This window comes from Saccharothrix longispora (assembly GCF_030852425.1).
GTDB classification, from domain to species: domain Bacteria; phylum Actinomycetota; class Actinomycetes; order Mycobacteriales; family Pseudonocardiaceae; genus Actinosynnema; species Actinosynnema longispora.
The window spans coordinates 1-13,870 of record NZ_NSDM01000018.1 but is presented as its reverse complement, the minus strand read 5'-3'; the positions used below and the strand labels follow the sequence as shown (position 1 = coordinate 13,870).

At 68.5% G+C, this 13,870-nt stretch carries 13 protein-coding genes and 2 pseudogenes; 6 read left to right on the top strand and 9 right to left on the bottom strand.

Annotated features, from left to right (window positions below; genetic code table 11):
- Positions 1-14: 14 nt before the first annotated feature.
- Positions 15-1,010 carry an anti-sigma factor antagonist gene (locus CKY47_RS37090; RefSeq protein ID WP_371320769.1) on the top strand — a complete coding sequence of 332 codons (996 nt, stop codon included), beginning with the start codon at positions 15-17 and terminating at the stop codon, positions 1,008-1,010.
- Positions 1,011-1,182: 172 nt separating this feature from the next.
- Positions 1,183-2,118 (top strand): anti-sigma factor RsbA family regulatory protein, encoded by a 936-nt coding sequence (locus tag CKY47_RS31740; protein WP_306750025.1) that lies wholly within the window; start codon positions 1,183-1,185, stop codon positions 2,116-2,118.
- 107 nt (positions 2,119-2,225) lie between these two features.
- Here CKY47_RS31740 and CKY47_RS31735 read toward each other — a convergent pair whose 3' ends face one another.
- Together CKY47_RS31735 and CKY47_RS37085 are read right to left on the bottom strand one after the other, a co-directional pair.
- Positions 2,226-3,140 (bottom strand): ISAs1 family transposase, encoded by a 915-nt coding sequence (locus CKY47_RS31735; RefSeq protein WP_306750024.1) that lies wholly within the window; start codon positions 3,138-3,140, stop codon positions 2,226-2,228.
- A pseudogene (locus tag CKY47_RS37085) lies at positions 3,104-3,412 on the bottom strand (transposase family protein); the annotation flags it as partial. The pseudogene CKY47_RS37085 and the gene CKY47_RS31735, both read right to left, overlap by 37 nt.
- Before the next feature lie 26 nt (positions 3,413-3,438).
- Here CKY47_RS37085 and CKY47_RS31730 point away from each other — a divergent pair.
- From CKY47_RS31730 to CKY47_RS31720, 3 genes and pseudogenes are all read left to right on the top strand, one after another.
- Positions 3,439-3,714: a hypothetical protein gene (locus tag CKY47_RS31730; protein ID WP_306750023.1), complete on the top strand. Its 276-nt coding sequence runs from the start codon at positions 3,439-3,441 to the stop codon at positions 3,712-3,714.
- Positions 3,711-4,361, top strand: coding sequence for a 2'-5' RNA ligase family protein (locus tag CKY47_RS31725; protein ID WP_306750022.1), 651 nt, complete (start codon positions 3,711-3,713; stop codon positions 4,359-4,361). The genes CKY47_RS31730 and CKY47_RS31725 overlap by 4 nt, the downstream gene beginning before the upstream one ends.
- 835 nt (positions 4,362-5,196) lie before the next feature.
- Positions 5,197-5,301: pseudogene (locus CKY47_RS31720) on the top strand (transposase); the annotation flags it as partial.
- A 353-nt stretch (positions 5,302-5,654) separates the two neighbouring features.
- Here the strand turns inward: CKY47_RS31720 and cas6e are convergent.
- The 7 genes from cas6e to cas3 are packed head-to-tail and all read right to left on the bottom strand — an operon-like array spanning position 5,655 to position 13,235.
- Complete coding sequence (cas6e, locus tag CKY47_RS31715) at positions 5,655-6,320, bottom strand: type I-E CRISPR-associated protein Cas6/Cse3/CasE (RefSeq protein WP_306750021.1); 666 nt, start codon at positions 6,318-6,320, stop codon at positions 5,655-5,657.
- Positions 6,311-7,030: a type I-E CRISPR-associated protein Cas5/CasD gene (cas5e, locus tag CKY47_RS31710; RefSeq protein ID WP_306750020.1), complete on the bottom strand. Its 720-nt coding sequence runs from the start codon at positions 7,028-7,030 to the stop codon at positions 6,311-6,313. Before cas5e ends, cas6e begins: the two co-directional genes overlap by 10 nt.
- Before the next feature lie 5 nt (positions 7,031-7,035).
- Entirely contained in the window at positions 7,036-8,211 is a 1,176-nt protein-coding gene (cas7e, locus tag CKY47_RS31705) for a type I-E CRISPR-associated protein Cas7/Cse4/CasC (RefSeq protein ID WP_306750019.1), read from the bottom strand.
- Positions 8,208-8,876: a type I-E CRISPR-associated protein Cse2/CasB gene (gene casB, locus CKY47_RS31700; RefSeq protein WP_306750018.1), complete on the bottom strand. Its 669-nt coding sequence runs from the start codon at positions 8,874-8,876 to the stop codon at positions 8,208-8,210. The genes cas7e and casB overlap by 4 nt, the downstream gene beginning before the upstream one ends.
- Entirely contained in the window at positions 8,873-10,480 is a 1,608-nt protein-coding gene (gene casA, locus CKY47_RS31695; RefSeq protein WP_306750017.1) for a type I-E CRISPR-associated protein Cse1/CasA, read from the bottom strand. The genes casB and casA overlap by 4 nt, the downstream gene beginning before the upstream one ends.
- Entirely contained in the window at positions 10,477-10,845 is a 369-nt protein-coding gene (locus CKY47_RS31690; RefSeq protein WP_306750016.1) for a hypothetical protein, read from the bottom strand. The genes casA and CKY47_RS31690 overlap by 4 nt, the downstream gene beginning before the upstream one ends.
- Positions 10,842-13,235: a CRISPR-associated helicase Cas3' gene (cas3, locus tag CKY47_RS31685; RefSeq protein ID WP_306750087.1), complete on the bottom strand. Its 2,394-nt coding sequence runs from the start codon at positions 13,233-13,235 to the stop codon at positions 10,842-10,844. Before cas3 ends, CKY47_RS31690 begins: the two co-directional genes overlap by 4 nt.
- A gap of 338 nt (positions 13,236-13,573) precedes the next feature.
- Here cas3 and CKY47_RS31680 point away from each other — a divergent pair.
- The coding region (locus tag CKY47_RS31680) for a helix-turn-helix domain-containing protein (protein ID WP_306750015.1) at positions 13,574-13,870 on the top strand (297 nt) is incomplete at its 3' end.

The following is a 13,870-nucleotide window of genomic DNA, read 5'->3' as shown; positions in this document are numbered from 1 at the left end:
GCACCGGTCCGTCGATGCGTCGAAGGCTAGCGGGGTGTGCGTTGATGGACATCGACAGTGGTGCGGGGCTCGTCACCGTGCGGTGGACCGCCTCCGGGGACGTGCCGGTGCTGCGGGTGGCGGGAGAGATCGACGCCGGCAGCATCGAGGTGGTCCGGTACGAATCGTCGGCCTGGCTGGAGGAGGCGACCTCGGACCTGGTACTGGACCTCGACGGGGTGACGTTCCTGGCTTCGCCGGGGTTGGCACTGGTGGTCCAGGCCGCCGAGCACGCCCGGCGGTGCGGGGCCGCGTTCGTGGTCGCCGCGGGTCATCGCGCCGTACTGCGTCCGCTGCAGGCCACCGGCTTGGACAAGGTGTTCGACATCCGCCCTGATCGGGACCAGGCGGTGGCCGCCGTGCGCGACACCACCCTCCCACTGGTCGATACATCGTCATCGAATCCGGTTGTAGGAGCGGAGCAGGCGGCCCGAGGTCGGGTACGCGGACGGCATTCGTCCGGACGCATCCTTCGGGCGGAGGCTGTCCCGGTGACGGCCAGCCGGGCGGCCTGGGTGTCGAGCAGCCAGCACTCCGGTCGTCCGGCGTGCTCTGTCAGCCGATCGTGTTATCGGCACACTTCGCGCCGTCGTCGACTTCGACGCCCCACGCGGCCCGATGCTGCCGCGGCGATGTGCGAGAGCGACATCGGAAGGCGTTCGGTCGGCCCCCGTCGAGGCGTGAAGCCGATACCCTCCGAGACGACTCGTCGCACACCGAGTCACCAGCCTTCTACAGCGGACGCCTGGACGCAGCAAGGAGCGGTCTTCATGGACGAGCACGTCGTCGGTGTCGGTCGTGACCAGCGTGGTGGCCGGTATGCCCGTCACGCGGGTCGTCGTCCGCCGCGGAGCGTCGGTCAACACCGGTCATGCCCAGCACGCCTTCGGGCACCGGGACGCCCCGACGGTAGCAACCCGTACAGAGCGTCGCCCCGGACTTGGGCTCGCTCCTCGGACGGACGCCCTTGACCACTGAGGTACCCGGACTCCGGCTCGGCAAGCCGGATCGATAAGCCCGACCGCTTCCGGCCCTGGCGAAAGACATGTCGAGCACCTCGACCCGGTATTGTGCGGAGTGCTCTGATCGGTGGGCTGGGAGCATGCCCCCCGGCATGGGGCTGGTCACAGAGAGGAACACCGCGTGACCGCGACTCCCACCCCGGCGCGCCTGGTCCACCAGGCACTGGTCTACGGCGACGACGAGCGGTTCCTGGCCGCGACGGTGCCGTTCTGCCGTGACGGCCTGGAGCGCGGCGATGCCGTGCTGGCGGTGACCACCGCGCACAACACCGCCATGCTGCGCGACACCCTGGGGACGGAGGCCGCGCGGATCGAGTTCGCCGACGCGGACACCTGGTACGACGCACCTGGCCGCACCCTCGCCGCCTACCAGCGCTACGTCGACCGGTCCTCGACCCCGCGACGACGTACGCGCATCATCGGCGAGCCGGTGTGGCAGGGGCGCGACGCCACCCGGGTCCAGGCGTGGACGAGGTACGAGTCGGCCATCAACGTCGCCTTCGCCGACTCCCCCGCCTGGATCATCTGTCCCTACGACACCCGCACCGTGCCCGCGCCGATCGTGCACGACGCCCTGCGCACCCACCCCCACCTGGCCGGCACCCCGACGCCCGACCCCAGCCCGGCCTACCAGGAGCCCGCCGACTTCACCACCGGGCCGCCCAGCCCGATCGACCCGGCCGCGGTGGTGCTGCGCTTCGACCGCGACCTGTCCGCCGTGCGCCACTTCGCCGCCACCACCGCCACCTCCCTCGGCCTGCCACCGGACAAACTCGACGACCTCGTCATCGCGGTCAACGAGGTCGCCACCAACACCGTCCGGCACGGCGGCGGCAGCGGACACCTCACCCTCTGGCGCACCGCCGACACCATCGTCTGCGACATCACCGACACAGGCCCCCGTCCCGTCACCGACTGGTACCTCGGCTACCTCCGACCCGGCTCCCACCTCGCCCGCGGACACGGCATGTGGATCGTGCGCCAACTCTGCGACATCGTGGAAATCCACCCGCGAACCAGCGGTACGACCGTGCGCCTGCACCTGCGGATCACCTGAACGACCCCGCTCCGAGTCCGAATGACGGGTCTGTCGAACGAGTGGCTCTGGCGCACTTTCGGTGGTGACGGCGAGTAGCCGGTCGCGGTCGTGGCCTTGCGGCAGGGTCACTGCGTTGTGGGGTAGCTGCTGGTCACGGCGGTGATGAGGTCGTGTGATCGGCGGTTGGCGCGTCGGAGGGCGCGGGCGATGTTGGTGTCGCCGTTGGTGCGGTGCCAGCCGATCACGGTGTTGCGCAGGGTGGCGATGACGGCGGGGCCGGTGCCGGTCCGGGCTTGGTGGGAGTCTTCACGGAACGTCACGTCGCGGACGTGGTGGATCTGGTTCTCGATGAGCCATTCGCGGCGGATCCAGTCCTGCAGCTCGGCCGGCGCGGCGTCGCCGGCGGGCAGGGACACGGTGAAGTGGACCGTTTCACGGGTGCTCCTCGCGCCGGTGGTGCGGCTGCGGGTGATCCGGACGGCCTGCTCGGCGTGCGGGAACGCGATGCCGCCGGGAGTGCGCGGGGTGACGGCTTTGACGGTGCGGGTATCGCGGCGTCCGTGACCACGGTCGCGGGTGCGATTTCCGACCGGGATGTCGGGCCAGGGCAGGGATTTCAGTTGGGCGAACAACGTCGGCTGATTGCCCTTCACCGCCGTCATCAGATGGGCTCCGCGGGCGGCGACCTGGCGGGCGTGGCCGGCTTGGGCATGCAGGGCGTCGGCGACGAACACGGTGCCTTTCAGGGTGCCGACGACCGTGTGGACCGCGTCGAGAAGCGGGGTGAACGCGGGGATCTCGTTCGTTTTCGCGTCCACGGTGACCTGGGCCAGGACGATGCCGGTGTCGGTGTCCAACGCGGAGAGCAGATGGACCTGGCGGCCGTCGTCCAGGCGGGCGCCGCGCAGGGTTTGCCGTCCACGGCGATGACGTGACGATGTCGGCGCGGACGCACCGGCGGTGATCGTCGGGCGCGGGTGGTGAGGCCGCCGAGAACGGTGGCCAACAGGTCGGCGTCGAGGCGGGTCAACAGCCGCCACATCGTTGTGCTGGAAGGGATGCGGTCGAAACCGAGCCGCTCACGGGCATGGCCGTCGAGATCCCGCAGCCAGTCGCTGATCGCCGCGAATGGCGACGCCCCGGCCAGGACCGCGCAGACCGCGACCATCAGCAGTGCCGACAGTGGGTATCGGATCCCGCGCGGGTCACGCGGATCCAGCAGCCCACCCTGCTCACCATCGGTGACAGGCGCCGCCGGGCCGTTGCCGGAGGGCGTCGTGACGGTCAGTGCGGTGATGAGAGATGATGTCATCGGCGAGTGAGGTCTTCCTCGGAGTCGTGAAGCGTCGCAACTCCATGATCACCGATGCGATCTCACCCGCCGCCATCGCCTCCAAGAAGGCCCTTCACGCCCCAAACTCCCAGCTCAGCGCCTTGCTACCCGACTACGCAATCGCCCTGGACCATCGTGTCCGGCCACTGATGCACCGGATGTCCGAAGTCGGCGCACGAGTGGCGGGAACCGACAGCCCCGGTGACACGATCACCAGGCGGATCCTCGATGCCGTCAACGATTTCCGCAGCGACGCCGTGACCAAGGAGTTGACCGCGTGACCGAGCCGGACCGGATGCGTGATCACTGGTGGTGGAGGCCCGGCTGGGTGACCGGCAGGTCGTTCTACACCTGGCACGTCACCTTCGCCGACCAGCCCGGCGCACAGCGCCTCGTCGCCGACTATGCCCCCGTGCTGGCCGGACTCCCCCAGCTGGATCCGGTTCCGGCCCGGTGGTTGCACCTGACACTTCAGGGCGTCGGCTTCACCGATGAAGTCGACCGGCACGACATCGACCTCATCGTCGGCGCCGCCCGCAAGCGGTGCGCCGAACTCGAACCCATCACCGTCACCATCGGACCCGCGTACGTCGACCCCGAGACCATCCAAATGCCCGCCCGGCCTCTGGAGCCGCTGGCCGATCTGCGCTTGGCCATCCGCGCCGCGATCGGGGACATCTGGGGAACCGACCACGTCCCCGAACCCAAGGCCGGGTTCCGTGCGCACGTCAGTCTCGGGTACTCGAACACCGCGGGCCCCATGGAACCGGTCGCCCAAGCGCTCGACGCGCATGGCAGGCACAACGGCGAGGTCGTCGTCTCGTCGGTATCGCTCATCGACCTCAACCGCGACCACAAAGCTTACGAGTGGACCGATGTGGCGACTGTGCCTCTTGGGCCGCGCGAGGCCAACGATCCCGTCACGTAGGACTGGGCTGTCGCTGCCATGCAGGGAGTGGCGGCGTAGCGCTGATGTGCCCGGGCCAGCTGGGCAGTCCGGCGTCGGTGCCGTCAAGGCACAGATCGAAGCCGGACTTGACGGCGATGACGACCTCGCCGCAGAAGGGCGGAGGGCTTCGCCGATGGGTTCCTCTTTATGGAAGGGCGGTAGACCTTGGCGGTGCCGAAAGCGTGACGCCTTGGAACTTCGGCGGGTAGTGCTTCATCATCATCTGAACTCGCCGACTCCTGCCCGCCCTGATCGTCAGGATTCAAGTGTGTCTGGTATCCGACACTCAGTGTCGAGCCCCTCGACGACCTTGCCCCAAGGTTCGGACCACCCCCCGCGAGTAGGAAGATCACTCAATCGGATATTCAAACCGCAATGAACCGAATGAAAATGCAGGCATCGGCCTGTAACGTAGAGATCAGGAAGCGTCTTCCCCGCGCGAGTGGGGGTGGTCCGCACGAACGCGCCGGCAGGACTCGCCGCGTGCCGTCTTCCCCGCGCGAGCGGGGGTGGTCCCACCTGGTACCGAATCTCGTCGTGGTGGGAGGGGGCTTCCCCGCGCGAGCGGGAATGGTCCGTCCGACGGGTCGAACGCCGCGATCTCCGCCGGGTCTTCCGCGCCAGCGGGAGTGGCCCCGGGTACCTCCGGGAGTTGTACCTCCTGGTCGCGTCTTCCCCGCGCGAGCGGGGTGATCCCGGTAGGGCAGGGCGAAGCCGTCCAACGACTCGTCTTCCTCGCGCGAGTACTGATTCGCACGTGGGCTCTGATCGACCTGCTGTTACCTCCAGTGTCGGGGCATGGTTCGAGTAGCGGGATCACCTTCAGGTGCTCAACGCGATCCTGTGGAAGCTGCGCACGGGCGCTCCGTGGCGGGATCTGTCCGACCGGTACGGGCTGTGGAAGACGGCACCCGGCCGCGACGCTGTGGTGGCGGGAGCTGTCCGCGGTCCAGCGCGAGGAACTCTTCGCCACAGTGCGCGGCTGGCTCCAGGGCGCTGAACTCAGCCCGGCGTGGCGGAGGGCGGGAGGGCGTCCCGAACTTGACGAGTAACCCGCCCGGGAGCACGTCTACGGCGTGGCGGTCCGACTGACGACACGCCGCGGCTGCAAAGAGCGTACGTGGTCATCTGCCCGGGGTTCTCGGTCAGACCGTTGGCCGATGACGACCGCCTGCATCGAGGAAGTACTCGATCTCGTTGTTCGGCCTCCGGTGCGGACTTGGGCGGAGAGCACGCCGTGCACAAAGCGGGTGGTGTGCAGTGGGTAGGGGGTCATGTGTTACGTGGTGGTGCGAGGCTGAGAAGGCCGCAGCCGTAGGCCTTGGCGCGTCCGATGCCGGTGGTGAAGGCCTGGGTGAACGCGGTGTGGTCAGTGACGATGAGGTGGCCGTCGAAACGGACCGGGTCCACGATGACGGTGGTGTCGTCCTTGCGGCCGGTCATTCTGGGCACCGGTGAGGGGTTGACGTCGGGTTGGCCGTCGCGGGCGGTGGGGATGACGAAGCCATGCTGGTCGCCTTTGCGGATAAGCCAGCCGATCTGGTCGTCGGGCTGGTGGTGTGCCACGCGGCGGGTTTTGCCTTTGAGTTCGACGGGCCGGGTGTCCTGGGTGGCATTGGCCAGCAGCCGGAACGACAGCTTGCGCCCCGCAGTGATGGTGTCCAGTACCGGTTGCAGCGGGCGGACTTCGGCGGGGGCAGTGGTGTAGTCGCCGGGGAGCTTGCCCCAGGCAGGGTTGGTGTGGCTCTGGATGTAGGCGGTGTAGCCGGTGTGGGTGGGGTCCAGGCGCCAGAGCACGCCGTGGGCTTGGCGGGCGGGGATGTTGCCGTCGGTGTCTGGGTAGGCGGACATGACGGTGCGGTGCAGGTCGTGGATGTTGGCGAAGTCGCGGCGGAACTCGCGGGACCTGACGTTGATGGAGAGCTTGGTCAGGAACACGGGGCTTGGTCTCCATCGCTGATCATGGGGTCGGTGAGCGGGGTGGTGGCGGGTAGGACGTGACGGAGACCGTGCCGTCGGTCGCCGTGGGTGAAGCTGATCGGGTGGTCGCGGCGCGGCACTGCGCCCGGCGTCGTGGCCGGGCAGTCGATGATGGTGCGCAGCGGCACGCGCTCGGTTTTGTCGCTTTCGCTCTTTCTGACGTCGGGGTCGTTTTCCAGCCAGGGGTGCGTGTGCAGGAGCCGGAGGGCTGGTTGGTGGGTGAGGCCGGTGCGGGTGAGCAGTGGTCGTGCGGGGACGAAGGCGCGGCGGCCGAAGAACACCGGCCATCGCGGACTGTCGATCGTGTGGTTGAGGCGTTGCAGTAGTTCCGGGTGGCCTTCGAGGATGACCAGGAAGAGTGCGTCGGCGAGGTAGTAGCGCTCGCTGACGACGGTGCGGTGGCCTTTTCCCAGCGTGGTGGGAACGTTCTGGGTGGTGTGGTAGTCGCGTTCGGGGATGCCTTCGCGGTCGACGCGTACGGCCAGGGTGAGCGCGGCCAGGTCGGCGATCGCGTCGTGGTCGTCGCGGTGCACGCCCAGGGCTGCGGCCAGCAGACCGACGACACCGGATTTGGTCGGCTCGGCGGCGGTGTCGCGCAGGGTGCCGGGTGAGCGGGTGCCCCAGGACTGCATGGGTGCGTCGAAGCACAGGGCCAGAGAGGTGGCCATGGTGGTCAGCCCCGGGTCGCGGTGAGCAGGCGGGTGGTGAACTGGTCGATGCCGGTGACCGTGTCGTCGGCATCCAGGTGTGGGATGTCGCCGGTGACCGAGGCTGCGGCGACGGCGCGGATCTGGTCGTTGCCGTAGAAGGCGCGCAGACGGGTGAAGTGATCGGTGAGGCGTTCGGTGGAGGCTGCCATGAGGTCGTCGGCGACGACCGGCTTGAGGAAGGCGTTGGCCAGGTTCCACGCGCCGCGGTCGCGGACGACGCCCAGCAGGGTGTCGGGCAGGGTGCGGGCGGCCATGGAGTTCTGCTTGCCGCTGGGGACGGCGTGGATGAAGGAGTACAGCCAGGCGCGCAGGCCGCGGTCGACCAGGTCGGTGTCGCCGGAGAGGTTGTGGGTCAGTTGGGCGATGTCGACGTTGGCGTAGCGGTAGTAGCAGGCGGAGTTGAAGTCGACGGTGCCGATCATGTCGGCGCCGGATTCGGCGTCGGGCTTGAGGTCGTCGACGGCGGTGTAGAAGTCGAACTCGTTGCGCACGGAGTGGGTTGACAGGGCGTGGGCGACCTGGGAGGCGGCGTTGACGTTGAAGTCCTTGTTATCGGCGATCATGCGACCGAACAGGGCGACGTCCACGGCTCGGGCGCCGTCGAGGATGTATTTGGCGTCGGCCACGGCCTGCTTGTCGGGCTTGGGCTTTTCGGTCTTCGCCTTCTTGGCTCTGCTCTTGCCCTTGGCCTTGGCTTCGTCTTCGGCCTGCTTCGCGGCGGCCTTGGCCGCCGTGGTCGCGGCCAGGGTGTCCCAGTGGGTCTGGCTGTAGTCGGTCAGCCGGTCGATGGCTTGGGAGCCGACGAACAGCAGGTACTCGGTCAGCAGTTTGTCCTGGTCCACGCCGAATCCGAGGTGTTCCAGCGCGGCGGTCACGACACCGGGCGCGGTTTCCGCGTCACGCCCTGCCTTGGTCAGCTGCTTGGCGGCGTTGTCGATCAGTCGCTTGGTGCGCATCCCCGTCTCGGACTTGTCCAGGCCGTAGTGGTTGAACAGCAGACGTGACGCGCGCTTGATCGACTGGCTGGAGATGCGGGCGCGGCTTTGGCCGCCGAAGGTGGCGGTCTTGGGTTGGCCGGTGTCGTCGCGGTTGAGGTTGCTGACCGGGAAGGACTGGAGCAGGTGCAGTTCGAGGATCACGAGTTCTCCGTGGTGGCGTAGTCGTCCTGGGCCGAGTCTTCTTCGGGGTCGCCGTCGGGGGCGCCGTCCGACGCGTCGCCGGCTGTGTCGGTGGTCCCGGTGGTGGTCCTGGTGACCTGCTCGGGTGACGGACGGTGGAATTCGCGGGCCCAGCGCAGGCGGACGCTGTGGGCGTGCTGTTCGCGGTGGTCGTCACCGAGCAGGATCACCAGGTCGTCCAGCAGTTGGTCGTAGTTGACGGTGATGTCGTGGGAGGCCAGCAGCCGGATGGTCTGGCGCAGGTGGTGCGGCAGGCCGTCACGGTCGCGTGCCACCAGGTCGGTGAAGCGCCGGGTGGCGGCGAAGCCGCGCCGGGCCTCCAGTTCGCCCATCGAGCCGCCCAGCGAGCCGCGTCGGGACGGATCGCGTCGCGGCTGTGGATGCAGGGCGAACAGTCCGGCCAGCAGCAGCCACGCCTCCTCCTCGCTGTGTGGGGGGTCGTGCTTGAAGACGTACTCGTAGGCTTCGGCTTCCTGGCGTGGGCCGGAGAACGTCCGCCGTAGTCGGGCCAATACGCGGCGGGACTCCGCGGCCTTGGCGCCGTTGTCCGAGGACAGGTCTCGGTGGAGGCCGTAGAGGTAGCCGGTGAAGGCCCGGCGGCGTTGCCTGAGGCGGTTGTCTGTCACCCGTCCTGCTCTTTCGTGAGGGAGCCGCGCACTTTCACGTGGAAGGTGCGCACGAGCTTGGCGACGATATTGTCGAACTTCTCGACGTGCTTGGCGATGACCAGCAGGTCACGCCCGTCGGTCGAGGCGCTCTGGGCCCAGCGGTTGCCGGCGGAGCGGGCGGTGTCGGCGACGTGCTCGGCCCACGCGGTCAGCGCGTCGGTCTCCGGGCGCCGTTCCCGCCGGGCTGTGGCCATGCCTTCCAGTAGCTCACCGAAGGCGTTGGGTAGGCGCGGCCAGTACGTCAGGTCGAGCCCGGAGACCGGTTTGGCGCGCCGTTCCTCCCGGTAGTCGCTTTCCAGGTGGCGCAGCGCGGCCCCGGCGTCGTCGGCGAGGGCGATCGCGGTGCCCACCAGGGTCGCCAGGACCAGGTCTTCGGCACGCAGGAGCGCCACCGGCGCCGGTACTGCGTCTTCGAGGTAGTCCACGACGACGGACTGCTCCTTGTTCAGCAGTTGGCCGAACACGCGCAGGGTGTACGAGGCGTCCTGTGGCAGCCGGCCACGTTCGGCCAGCCTGGCGATCTGGTCCAGCGCCGGCGGCCTCATCCGGGACCGCCCCTCCCCCGGCTGGTCAGCGAGCAGCAGTTCGACGCTGTGCCGCCACACTCCGCGCAGCGGAGCCAGCCGGATCGGCTGCAGCGGCACGTCCTTCTTCGGCTTGCCGTTGGTCCCGGTCGGCTGCCGAAAGGCTGCCATTTTCTCGTCGTGCACCAGTTCGCCGGTGAACTCGACCCCGGGTGTGATGACGACTCCGTCGACCTTGGTGGTGTCACCGTCACGGCGGTGGGAGAGCAGGATGCGCCGCGAGGGCCAGGTCAACAGGTCCGTCCAGCCACGCGCCGGTCGCTTGTCCGGGATGCCCGGTGGGGGAACGGTTGCTTCCCAGACCGGTGCGTCGTCGGGCGTGGTCTTGCGCGGCTTGTGCAGTTCCGGGTCATAGAGCAGGGCGTTGAACAGCAGCGTCTGCAGCAGGGTGTCGCCCTCGACCAGGACGACGCCGAGGCGGTTGCACGGTGCCAGCTTCGAGGACCTCACACCCTCATAGGGGGTTTTGGTGCCGCCCGGGTCGAACGCCTGGGTGGTGACCAGCCAGCAGGCGGCCTCGTCGGGGCCGAGCAGCGTGATGTCGGAGACGGTGGTGTGGTCGAACAAGGTGACGTTGTTTCCCACCGCCCGGTGGGGGATCAGCTTCGCCGGAGTCTGAGGTGCGATGCGTGCCAGCGCCGGGCACTGCAGAAAGGGCCGCCGGGTGTCGAACAGGTCGAACCGGTCGCCGAATTCGGCCAGGTACTGCTCCAGCGGCTCGGCCGGCAGCGACTCGGCCTCCCAGCGGTCTTTCCACTCCACCTCGGTGGTCACCGCGTAGGCGCGGTGGAACAACGCCAGCACCAACCGGTACAAGGCGGCGGTCATGGGCGAGGTACTGCCGGAGATGCGCCTCAGCATGTGTGAGTCGAGCAGCAGTCGTCTCAACCCGACCTTGTCGGGCGTGCCGTTGCGGTCGATGACCGGGATCCACCGCTCGGTCAGCAGGTCGAACGATGTCGCCGCCTCGCGCGTCACAGGTCACCATCGACGTACACGCCGAACTCCGGTCCGTAGTTGAGGACGTGGCCCGCGACCGGGCATCGCCCGTCGCGCAGTATCAGAGCCCGGTGGTGACACAGCCACGGGGAGCTCGCGAACAGGGGCGGGACCGGGGCTGCCCGCAGGGCCCGCACCACGTCCGAGGGCACACCGTCCGGGGCGGAGAGCACGGTGGCGGAATCCGTCAACTCCTGCACCGTCGATGCGGTGAGCTCGGTGGCGGTGAGGTCTATCGACGTCATGCCGCGTACCGGGGTGGCCCTGACAGCCCGGTCGTCGTCGGCTCGCAGCAGGACCACTTCGACCGCGGTGTCGAGGTCGTCGTACTCGTCGTCGTTCACCGGTTCCCCTTGTTCTCGCGAGTCCGGCGGGGATCCTGCGGCTGCTCGGAGAGCTGTTCCAGGACGACCTCCCCGACGGGTACGGGCAGGTACAGATTCGCCGCCCGGTCGACCTGCCGGTGGACGTGCGTGCGGTGTGCCGTTTCCGCCTGCCGCCATGCCGTCTGCCAACCGGAGGGGCACGGGACCGCCTCCGGCGGGCCGTAGACGGCGTCGACCAGGGCGGGGACCTCCTGCGGACAGTGGATCACCGTCCGGTGTCGCAGCAGCGCCCAGGTCCGCAGCAGGACGTAGCGGGCGTAGATCGTGTGCACGTGCGGCGGGAACACCGGTGCGTTGTCGGTGTCGGTCACCCCGGTGATGCCCAGCAGCAGCGGTCCCCGCCGCGTGCGGTTGTGGCGGTGGACCCGTCCCGCGCGCTGGATGAGCAGGTCCATCGGCGCCAGGTCGGTCAGCATCGCGTCGAAGTCCAGGTCGAGGCTCTGTTCCAGCACCTGCGTCCCTACGACGATGGCGGGTACGCGTGTGCCTGTGGGGCCGAACCCGCGCCGGAGCCATCGCTCCACCTCGCTTCGCTCGACGCGGTCCATCTGCCCGTGGATCAGCTTCACCACCGGCCGCACACCGTCGACGAAGTGTTCCTGCGGCAGTCGGGCGACCGTCGCGTTCACCTCCTCGTAGGTCTTCTTCGCGCGGGAGACGGTGTTGTGCACCGCCGTAACACCGCGTCCGCTGCGCGCCTGCTCCAGCAACCACGACACGACGCGCTCGGCCGGTACAGGGTGGTCCAGCACGACGTCCCGTTCCCGGTTGACCTTCGAGACACCGGCCTTGTGCGCAGTGACACCTTCCTCGTCGGCCACGGTGACCCGCGGATAGCCGCCACAGGCGGGCACCGCGGCGACGCTGCCGGGGCGACGTCCCGTCACCCCCGCCTGCCATGCCCTGACCAGCTCGTCGCGCCGGCGCGTCGGCAGCGTCGCCGACAACACCACCACCGAGACACCCAACCGCCCCAGCCACATCAACAGCCGATCGAGCAGCGTCGACATGTGCACGCCGTAGGCATGCACCTCGTCGAACACCACGACCTTGCCCGACAACCCGGCCAGCCGCACGAACCCGTGCCCGGACCGGATGCCCGCCCGGACCACCTGGTCCACGGTCCCGACCCCCAGACTGGCCAGCAGGCTTTTCTTACGGGTGAACCACTCCCGGGCCGCGGTGTCATCGTCGTGCGGATCGTCGTGACCGATATCCGACGGCTCGGTGTCCCGCTCGGCCAAGTAGTTTCGCGCGTCGGAGTGCACCAGATGCACACCGGTCGTGTCCTTGATCCGATCCAACAGCGCCTCGAACTCCTCCAGCACCTGGTTGCTCGTGGCTTTGGTCGGCATGCCCACGTACACACCGGACAGCTTCAGGGTTCGCACCAACGTCGCCGCCGCCTGCAACGCCAGCAACGTCTTGCCCTCGCCGGTCGGCGCCTCGACCACCACCATCGTGGGCCCACGCCGATCGGCCACCAACCGCTCGGCCAACACCTGAACCGGCCGCACCTCCGGCACATCCGACGTCTTCGGGTTGAGGCCCCTGAAGCTGGTGTCGACCGGCGGTTTCCACGGCTGCACACCGGCCTTCAGGACCGCGTGAACGGCGCGCGGACGTGCGGCGCGGACATACTCCGCAAGATCGAAGGGCCCGTCGGGCGACTCGTAATTCGACTCGTCGGAGGCGATCCAGTCACTGACCGTCGTCAGTCCCGCCAAGCCGACACCCGCGACGACATCGAACTCGACCTTCGACCACGGCAACGTCCGCGGATCGACCAGCCCGAGATGATCGACAATCTGAAGCACCATCGCATCGCGCCACCGCGCCCACGTCTCGCCACCATGGTCGTTGCGGGCCGTCCGGGCCTGTGCGACCGCCGAACTCTTGGGGAAGTAGCCGTGATGGCCGCCCAACACCACGGCGATCCCGTCCGCGACGACGACATCGGCTCCCCACGACGTGAGCATGTCCTTGACGTGCAGTGCGGTCAGCAGCCCGTGGGGGATGTCCAAGCGCTGGACACCGTCGAGCTTGCGCACGAAATGGACATCAGATGCCGCTTCCGGTCCCAGGCGCCCGGCGGCCAGATCGGCCTTGATCCCCTGAAAAGTCGGCGAGTACTTGCCCAGGTCGTGAATGCCGCACAGCACGGCGATCCAACCATCGGCATCCCCCAACGGCCGAAACGTCGTCCGCAACATCACCAGACACCGGGGCCCGAGCAACCGCGGCAGCAGCTCCCGCGCCACCAAGGCCGTGTCGATCAGGTGGCACACCAGCGGGTGCGGCAATCGTTTCCGCGACCACTTCCCCCAGGCGCCCCACACAGGAGGCATGCCCACAACCGCTTCGCTCCTCGCTTCAGAACCTGACGTTCCCCCGACGTCGAGGTGCGACATGAAAGCAGAAACGCGTTCGATAAATCCAATCAGGGCAGCAGCACCAGCACCATTGAGACCGAAGTTCACCCAAACGTCGCAGCGCCGCGCGAGAAGTCATCTGCGGTACAGCTCAGATGACCGTGAGAACATCAGCAGCCCATTGCCGACCACTGAGCCATTTTCATCGTGACGGTGCAGGTCACGGCCCGGGCTGGGTGATGGGGCGCGGTGGGCGAGGCTCCCGGTAAGACAGCAGTCGACCAAGATCCGATGCCCCAACCGGGAGCCTCGCCGTGCTGTCTTACCCTGCCGCGATTCCGCTGTCCAACCACACCCTCATCCGCCTGGCCGATCTCATCCGCGCGGAACGAACACGGCGTCGGTCCCGATGGCGTCGACTGGAACCCGGCCGTCAGGCGCTGCTCGTACTTGCCCACCTGCGCAACGGCGACACCCACGCCCGCCTCGCCATCGGGTTCGGCATCTCCCACAGCACCGCCTGGCGCTACGTCCGCGAAGCGGTGGACCTGCTCGCCGGCTTGGCCGACGACCTCCGCGCCGCCGGTGAACGGGCCGCCCGACTGGCCTAC